The organism is Nonomuraea sp. NPDC001636 (assembly GCF_040298265.1).
Taxonomy (GTDB): domain Bacteria; phylum Actinomycetota; class Actinomycetes; order Streptosporangiales; family Streptosporangiaceae; genus Nonomuraea.
This window is the reverse complement of record NZ_JBEOZT010000010.1, coordinates 273,652-280,507: the sequence shown is the minus strand read 5'-3', so window position 1 is coordinate 280,507 and position 6,856 is coordinate 273,652. Positions and strand designations below refer to the sequence as shown.

Here is a 6,856-nt window from a genome sequence, read left to right as displayed (position 1 = left end):
TTGCAGCCCGTCCAAGGCCGGCCACCTGTGCAAGGCCATCGCCGTCCTGCAAAATCACCGAGTCGCGCAGGCGGCGCGAGGATGAAAAACGTTCACTGGATGTAGAACTAGTGTCATGCTGCGGCGAGCTCAGATTGTCCTCTCGGTCCTCTTCATCGCGATGCTCGGTGTGGCGACCAATGTGGCCACAGGCGTCCTGCCATCGGCCTGGGAGAGCCGGCTATGGGTGGCATGGCCGCTGATGCTCGTCATCGTGATCGCCACGGCGGTGATTGAGGTCGTGCAGAAGGAGGAGCGGCCAACGGACTTTCCTTCGACGCAGGCTCGCACCGAGTTGATCCGCCGCGTGCGGCGGTACTGGGTCACGGGGGTGTTGGAGAAGTCGCTATACAACGAGGCCCGGATCGAACTCGACTTGGTGGCCCACGAGACCTCCGATCGGCCATGGGACATTGCCGTCACTTGGACAAACGGCGCTCAGGAGCCGCTGCCGCGGGGTGCGCGCATGGCAGATGTGTTTGCGCGGATGGATCAGCGGATCGTGATCGTTGGCGCACCGGGGGCGGGCAAGACAACTATGCTGCTCGAACTCGCCAAGAGCCTCTTGATGGCGGCTGAGGACGAAAGCAAGCCGGTCCCCGTGGTCTTGCCGCTCGCGTCGTGGGCCCGTCACCGCAAGACGATCGCCGAATGGATAGTTGATGAGCTCGTCGAGAGTTACGGCATGCCACGGCGGCTCGCGGCTGAATGGCTGCGCACCCACCATATTCTCGCCCTCTTCGACGGCCTTGATGAGGTCGCGGCAGAGCACCGTTCGGCATGCGTCTCTCAGCTGAACACGTATCTGCGCGCCAATCCGACCAGCATGGCCATCTGCTGTCGCCAAGATGAGTACGCTGCACTCAGCGAGCATGTCAGCGCGCACGGCATCGTGAAAATCCAGCCGATGACGGCCGAGCAAACCCAGCGCTTCCTCGCCGACGCCGGGCCTGGGCTGGACGGATTGCGGGCAGCCCTTGCCGCTGATCCCGAATTGTGGGAGCTTGCCTCCTCGCCACTGCTGCTCAGCATCATGGCCCTCGCTTATCGGGACGGTCCCGAATCACCTCCAACCACTCGGCACGCGGGCCTGCGCCGCCGTCTGTACGCCCAGTACATCAAGACGATGCTGCGCTGGCGCAAGAATCGGCACTACCCTCCCGAGAAATCCCAGCACTATCTGCACCTTCTCGCCCACCGGCTGCGCAGTGACAGGCAGACTGTGTTCACGCTCGATCTGCTGGGGGCTGACTGGCTACCCAGAGGCCTGTTCCTAAGCGGATCACGACACATTATGCTGTTGGCGGTCGCGCCGACGTGCGCGCTTATGTTCGTCGTGTCTTGGCTTCTTATCAACATGACGACGGCCGTCATCGCTGCGATCGTCCTAGGGACTGCGCTTATGACGCAATTGCTCAGCCAGGATTATGAGAACAATGCCGGCATCTCATGGCGCAGCCGAGAGAACTTCAGAGAGGTCTGGCCTCTGTCGCCCAGAGAAATTCCGCGGCGGGGAGACATCACCTCAAATTCCGTCATGAAGTCCTTGTACCTGGCGGTCGGAGGTTTCATGGTGCATGGGCTCGGCGACAAACTCGCCGCCTCACTCGTCGCACTTTCGGTCGGCGTGGCTCTCAGCATGCAAGAGTCCGCTCTCACGGGGCCAATTTACGCGATAGTGTTGCTCGTCTCCTATCTCCTAGTGTCCGGACTGATAGATGGCTTCGTGCACGAGCTGGCTACCTCGGGTCGCACGATAGCGGCTAGCCGGGAGGTGCCGAGCCCTGCGCTCCGCCCTCGTGTCCGACTCGCCCTGCGTGTTGGGCTGGCCTGGAGCTTGATCACTGGGCTCATCGCAAACTACGTCACCAGGTTCGCGCCTGCGGAGTTGCTACCCCCGGCTGCCTATGGCGGACTCGTCGGTGTGGCATTCTTCCTCTTGACATTCGTCTCGATAGGCGGCGGACCGCTGCTCGAACAATTAGTATTGCGTTTCGAACTCGACTGATTCCAATGCTTCCCATGGCCATGTATGCCCTTTCTCAACTTCATGACGGATTGTCTTATCCTTCGAAAGGTTGGGCCCGGATACATTTTCATTCACCGCGAACTGCTTGATTTCCTCGCCGACCCGGCAGCCCCCGTGGAACTGGGACCTGGTCCGGGCCCCGGCTGATCTTCATCTGACTGCATACCCTGGACACGTTGTCGCACGTAAAGCTATGACGATAGCTGACTTCGGTCTCGCCAATCGAGTCTGGTGATCGATGTCGCCTTCGTAGGGCCCGGGCGCCGGGTGATTATGGCTGAGGCGGCAGCAACGGCTGACAGCAACGCCCTATTTTCCGACGCATCTGCGCCGCGTGCACACGCCTAATTGCGGTCGGGATCAGCCCCGGCAGGTGATTGCCCCCTGAAAGGGGACAGTCCCTGGCTGGGCACCGGTCTGCTTGCCCTGGCTTTACCTCGTGACACTGGGCTCAACTGGGGCATTGCCGAATAGCTCTTGTAGGTATCAAGGGCGGCGCTGCGCGCCGCCACGCGGCCCGCGCACGCCCGCACGCTGCGCGTGCGGCCTGGGGGCCGTTCTCGCGCGCGACGCGCGCGGGCCGCGTAAGGGTGCAGGACGTCAGTCACGCACAACAGATCTCGCAATAGGCTGAGAGGTTGTCTAACGTCTTCGTGTGATCGACGTCAGTCTCTACGATGCGTGGCAATTATGGCTGTCCGGAAAGTCCGCTGCTGGGACGAAGCTGTGGGGTGTCCCCATGATCTGGTGGGGAAGGGGTGGCAAGATCGTCTCCTTCATCGCCGCCGCTACCGTACTTCTCGACGTCGTGGGACCGGAGAGACTCAAGCAGTACGCGGAGCGAGCGCGGCGGGAGGACAAGCGTCACGACATACCAGCTGTCTATCCAACTAAGGTCAGGCGCACGATGGGATGCCTGTTCCTGCTGATTGTCCCGCCGATGATTATTTTCGGCCTGGTACGGACAGACATCGCCTATCAGGTCTACTCCGAGCCTTACCACAAGGTGTTGTGGCCCATTCTGTTGGTAGGCAGCGGCCTCATCTACCTTCTACAGTTGAAGCGGCTATTGGCCGAGGCTGTGTCGCTGTTTGCCAGGGTCTTGGAGCATCGTCATCTCGCCGCAGCAGTCCGCATGTCGGGCTTCATCGCGCTGGCTCTTGGATTCCACTTCGATCTGCTTGCCTCATGATGCCTCCGGCAGGGGCGGACCGGCTCCGGGATGATCGTCGCTTGGCCCTGAGGTCCGTAGGTGGCTGAGGCGGAAGCCTGATCATCCCGTCCGCCATCGACCCGGGACAAGCCGAGCAGCCCAAGGTCATGGGGCCAAGGTCGTTCGTCCAGTGGGGCGCTCCACCTTGACCCCATGACCTTGGCCCGCTTCCCCTTCGGGCGGGTCGACGGCAGACGGGATGATCAGTCGGGCGAGGCTTGCGCAGGTGCGCCCATCCCAGAAACCCTGCAGTCATGCTCACCGTACGGCAGCTCCTCGACTACCTCGAAGGTCTACCCGACGACACTCCCGTAGTGATCGACGTCCGCCCAGGCGATGAGTACGTGCAAGTTGAAGACATCACCACCACGAATGAGGGCCAGGCAGGAAGCCGCACACCCACGGGTGTCGAGCTGGCGACGCGCAGAGTCCAGCGAGACACGGTCCAACGAGAGCTTGGCGAACTACGTGCGGCACTCTGCTACACCCTCGGCAAGTACCACAGGGAACCAGGCCCACAAGGATTGATGATCATCTCAGTACTCTCCGACCAGGAAATCTTCAACGAGATCCGAAGGCTCCGCACGATCGCCGAGTCCGTCGAGAGGGAGAGCTCAGAGCCGTGATCGCCGTGCCATTAGCATGCCATTAGCCAGGGTGACGAGGGGTCAACCACGGTTACTCGTGACCGGGCCGAAGCCCAGCTCAGCAGCCCTACGAGCCAAGATCCCTGCAATTCCCAAGCTGACAGCGTGGGTTCGGCTGCCAGCGCACAGGTGGCTGGTCAGCGCTGTTGGCTCATGGCAGGTTGACTGCGCTGAGGACTTCGCCGATAGCCACTCGGCGCTGGCCCTCAAAGAACTCCAGGTGCTCGCCGACTTGTAGCACGGCAGGGGGAAGACTGAGCAGGAACATCAGGGCCTTGCCTGTCTCTCCCGGCTTTATTCCTCGATCGCTGCGAGGGTAGAGCCGGCTGTCCCAATGGATCATGTCACCGGAAGCTAGACATTGCCCGATCCACAGTGGGGGACGGTAGCCGTGCACGATTCGTCCCTGGCGTCCTCCCTCCTCTGTCTTCACGAGGGTCAACCGCACTTCGAAGTGCGGCTCGCCGCTCGCGAGCATCTCCCGCAGGAGACGTCTCTGATCACCCTGGAAGTCATCCATCTTGCTCATATCGTGGATGCAGGCACTCGGGACACTGTGCAATATGCGTGCAATGATCATGCTACTAGGAACGGCGCGACAGCCGAGCAATGCAGCTCAGACCTCTGCGGACCTGGAAGCGGTCACGAGCTGTAAAACCGTTGGCTCAGCCTACGCAAGTTCGAACCTTGCACCTGCCACACCAGCGGGAAGAGGCCCGTCACCAGCAGAAACGCGGTGACGGGCCTCTCGCGTTGTGTCCGGCCGTCCACGAGTGGTACCGGCTTTCTACGGTTGATCGTTCCCTATGCATGCCCTAGCGATCATGGTTGGTGGACCGCTGTGCTCGGGATGTGTCTGCGGCGACAACTGGCTCCCGTAATGCGCGTGTCCACCTCTGGACGGAGCGTCACAGAGCCCTCCGGAAGGAATCAAGCACCCTGGGACGGCAATGCAGCCACGTCGGCAGCACTCTTGCCGCCCTCTACGCGCTGGCATAGGGCGCGTGCTACTGCGCCTGACCCTCTGCGTGATCAACGCGAACCGGCCAAGCTCGACGCCACCGGCTACCGGCCACTACGTTGCTGGAACGCGTCGTGACCTCGTCCTTGTGATGGCTGAGCATGGCGGCCAGAGGCACGCTCTCGCTCGTGGGCATCCCGCGGTGGAACCGGGCTACTCCATGCCAATCGTCCTGCAACGGTTCCGAAGCCCAAAGGGACGAAATCTCGATTTCCGAAGTCGCCTGCACGGGTGACCGAAGTCTCGTGCACAACAAGGCGGACGGTGGGGAGGTGAGACCTCGCCATCACGGAGATAATCACGAGCCATGCGATCAAGGCCCGGGCAGGATGCTCCTGTGAACTCTGTCCTGTGCGGCCTCGCTACCAATCCAGCCCTTCTGCCCGATCTGGTCGACCGGCTGATCATGGTTGCCGACGAGGACATCGCCATGAGTCTGGCCGAGCGGGAGGACCTCACCCACGCGCGGGCGGTCGCGCTGGTCTCCCGCGTCGAACAGAGCGCTGGGCGGCTCGCGGAGCGGGGGTTGCTGACGGCTGATGACGTCGATCCTGACGCACAGCCGCTCGCCGCCCTGGCCCTGCTCTCCGAAGGCGCCGGTCGCCCGGCCTGGGCGCGCCTGCTGGCGGCGGATCCGATCATCGAACGCCGGGAACGGTTGGCCGCCTGTCCCGGTCTCCCTGCCGAGGCGCAGGAGATCCTCGCCGTCGATCCGGAGGTACGGGTTGTCGCGGAGTTGGCGTTGCAGGCGACTGCGGACATGGCGGCCCGGCTCGCGGCGCATCCCCATGCCGAGGTTCGCTGCGCGGTGGCCGGCAACGAGGCGGCGCCGCCGGCGGTGCTGGCCGCGCTGGTCACCGGCGAGGGGCTGCCGCCGGCGCGGCACTGTCTGGTCTGTGACCGGGAGGAGACGCCGTTCTACCACGATCCGGATTGCCCCAGGCTCGACTGCGACCTGCCGCCAGCCGCCGCATGCGACGGCTCTCATGAGTCCACGGTTCACCAGACGCGCGTGAACGCCCTGTGCAACCCGGCTACGCCCACCGCGGCCGTCGTCGGCTTTGCCGACCATCCTTCGATGGGGCTGCGCTGGCCACTGGCAGTCCGCCCCGATCTGCCTGCGGCAGTCTACGAACGTCTCGCTGCCAGCCCGGAACCCGGTGTCCGCGCCGCCTTGGCCGCCAATCCCGCGATCGGCGACGACCTGATCCGCGCGCTGGCCGCCGACGCCGACCCCGACGTGCGGCGCGGCCTAGCCGTCAACCCGCGAGTGCCGCTCGATGTGCTCACCCGCCTGGCCAACGGCACAAGAATCGGTTCCACCCTGCTGCCGAGGATCGCCACCGCCTCGCGCGCCGAGATCGAGGAGCTGGCCGCCTCACCACATCCGGTCATGCGGATGTTGCTGGCCGAACGACGTGACCTGCCGCCTGAGATCCGCGATGGGCTGGCCGCCGATCTCGACGCCAAGGTGGTCAAGTCCATCGCTCCGCACCCAGGTCTGTCCGACGCGCGGCTGCATGCCATGGTGCAGCGGCACGGGGTACGGGTCATGGCCAAAGTGGCGAAGAACCCGGAGGCCTCACCGGCGTTGCTGGAGGACCTGGCTCGGCATGGGTCGCCGGTGCGCAAGGCACTGCGGGAGATCGCCCGGCACCCCAACGCGACGGCTGCGGCGCTATTGGTCTGCTTGTTGGATGGGCAGGCCAGACCCGTCGCCGCCGGTCACCGGGCCCTGCCGCCCCAGGCAGTCGTCGAGCTGCTCACCGATGACGACTGGCAGGTGGTGGAGGCCGCGGCCGCCAATCCGGCCCTGCCGCCCGAGGTGATGTCCATGCTGGTGCCCTGAGCTAAAGTCCCGCCCGGCCAGATGGGGCCTCCGAGATACTGGCGCCGGTCGATCAGCC

At 63.9% G+C, this 6,856-nt stretch carries 5 protein-coding genes; 4 read left to right on the top strand and 1 reads right to left on the bottom strand.

The genetic code is table 11. The features are described from left to right. Positions 1-115 precede the first annotated feature (115 nt). The 3 genes from ABT158_RS21555 to ABT158_RS21545 all read left to right on the top strand — a co-directional run bounded on the left by ABT158_RS21555 (position 116) and on the right by ABT158_RS21545 (position 3,907). Positions 116-2,047, top strand: a complete 1,932-nt coding sequence (locus ABT158_RS21555) for an NACHT domain-containing protein (protein WP_352355856.1) — start codon at positions 116-118, stop codon at positions 2,045-2,047. Positions 2,048-2,723: 676 nt separating this feature from the next. Then, entirely contained in the window at positions 2,724-3,260 is a 537-nt protein-coding gene (locus ABT158_RS21550; protein ID WP_352355854.1) for a hypothetical protein, read from the top strand. Positions 3,261-3,535: 275 nt separating this feature from the next. Continuing rightward, entirely contained in the window at positions 3,536-3,907 is a 372-nt protein-coding gene (locus tag ABT158_RS21545) for a hypothetical protein (protein WP_352355852.1), read from the top strand. Positions 3,908-4,079: 172 nt separating this feature from the next. Here the strand turns inward: ABT158_RS21545 and ABT158_RS21540 are convergent, their stop codons facing one another. Beyond that, positions 4,080-4,457, bottom strand: coding sequence for a hypothetical protein (locus ABT158_RS21540; RefSeq protein WP_352355851.1), 378 nt, complete (start codon positions 4,455-4,457; stop codon positions 4,080-4,082). A gap of 829 nt (positions 4,458-5,286) precedes the next feature. On the opposite strand from ABT158_RS21540, the gene ABT158_RS21535 reads away from it, so the two are divergent. Further along, positions 5,287-6,798 (top strand): hypothetical protein, encoded by a 1,512-nt coding sequence (locus tag ABT158_RS21535; RefSeq protein ID WP_352355849.1) that lies wholly within the window; start codon positions 5,287-5,289, stop codon positions 6,796-6,798. Positions 6,799-6,856 lie beyond the last annotated feature (58 nt).

Excerpts from the sequence above, each read along its gene's own strand:
- ABT158_RS21555 (WP_352355856.1), top strand. The coding sequence starts at position 116 with ATGCTGCGGCGAGCTCAGATTGTCCTCTCGGTCCTCTTCATCGCGATG.
- ABT158_RS21540 (WP_352355851.1), bottom strand. The coding sequence starts at position 4,457 with ATGAGCAAGATGGATGACTTCCAGGGTGATCAGAGACGTCTCCTGCGG.
- ABT158_RS21545 (WP_352355852.1), top strand. The coding sequence starts at position 3,536 with ATGCTCACCGTACGGCAGCTCCTCGACTACCTCGAAGGTCTACCCGAC.